This is a genomic window from Blautia caccae (assembly GCF_040095955.1).
Taxonomy (GTDB): domain Bacteria; phylum Bacillota; class Clostridia; order Lachnospirales; family Lachnospiraceae; genus Blautia; species Blautia celeris.
In genome coordinates this window covers 1-656 of sequence record NZ_JBBMFP010000102.1, presented here as the reverse complement: position 1 = coordinate 656, position 656 = coordinate 1, and the positions used below count along the sequence as shown (strand labels likewise).

The following is a 656-nucleotide window of genomic DNA, read 5'->3' as shown; positions in this document are numbered from 1 at the left end:
GGCGTATTTACTCATACAGGCATTGTAACGGGTGTTAATGGTGATTATTTTACAACTGTAGAGGGTAATACCAGCGGTGGCAGTACGATCATTGCCAATGGCGGCGGTGTATGCAGTAAAGGGTATTACAACAGCAATCTGCCGGGGACTAAGTTTGCACGGCTTGATTGGAGGATCGTAGCTGGACAGGCCTCTTCTGGCACATCCACTGTGGCAGATATACCAATCAGCATGGGTGCGAATGGCCTTACCATTACCGGTAATAACCTAAATGTCCGTAAGGAGCCAAATGGCGAGATTATTGGCCAGTTGAACAAAGGTGACCGCATTGGATGCGATAAGCGCCGCTGGGTAGGCAGTACATGCTGGTTCCACTATGCTGACGGCTGGGTATCTGGAGATTACCTGGACGGCTGGATCTGCGAGGCCGGGAAGTGGTGGTACATTACCGCCGGTTATAAGTATCCAAAGAACGACTGGAAGCAGACCGGCGGAGCCTGGTACTATTTCGATAAAGAAGGATGGATGGTGACGGGCTGGATTGAGTGGAAAAAGAACTCGTATTACTTAAAACCGTCAGGAGCGATGGCGGCGGATGAGCTGGTAAGGACAGGCGGCAAGGTCTACTACGTGGACAAGTCTGGTAAGATGTGCTA

Annotated in this window: 1 protein-coding gene; it reads left to right on the top strand. The window is 50.6% G+C overall.

All coding sequences use genetic code 11. The annotated features are described in order from the left end of the window. Positions 1-656, top strand: a 656-nt coding sequence (locus tag WMO65_RS26410) for an SH3 domain-containing protein (RefSeq protein WP_494337604.1), incomplete at both ends; no start/stop codon positions are given.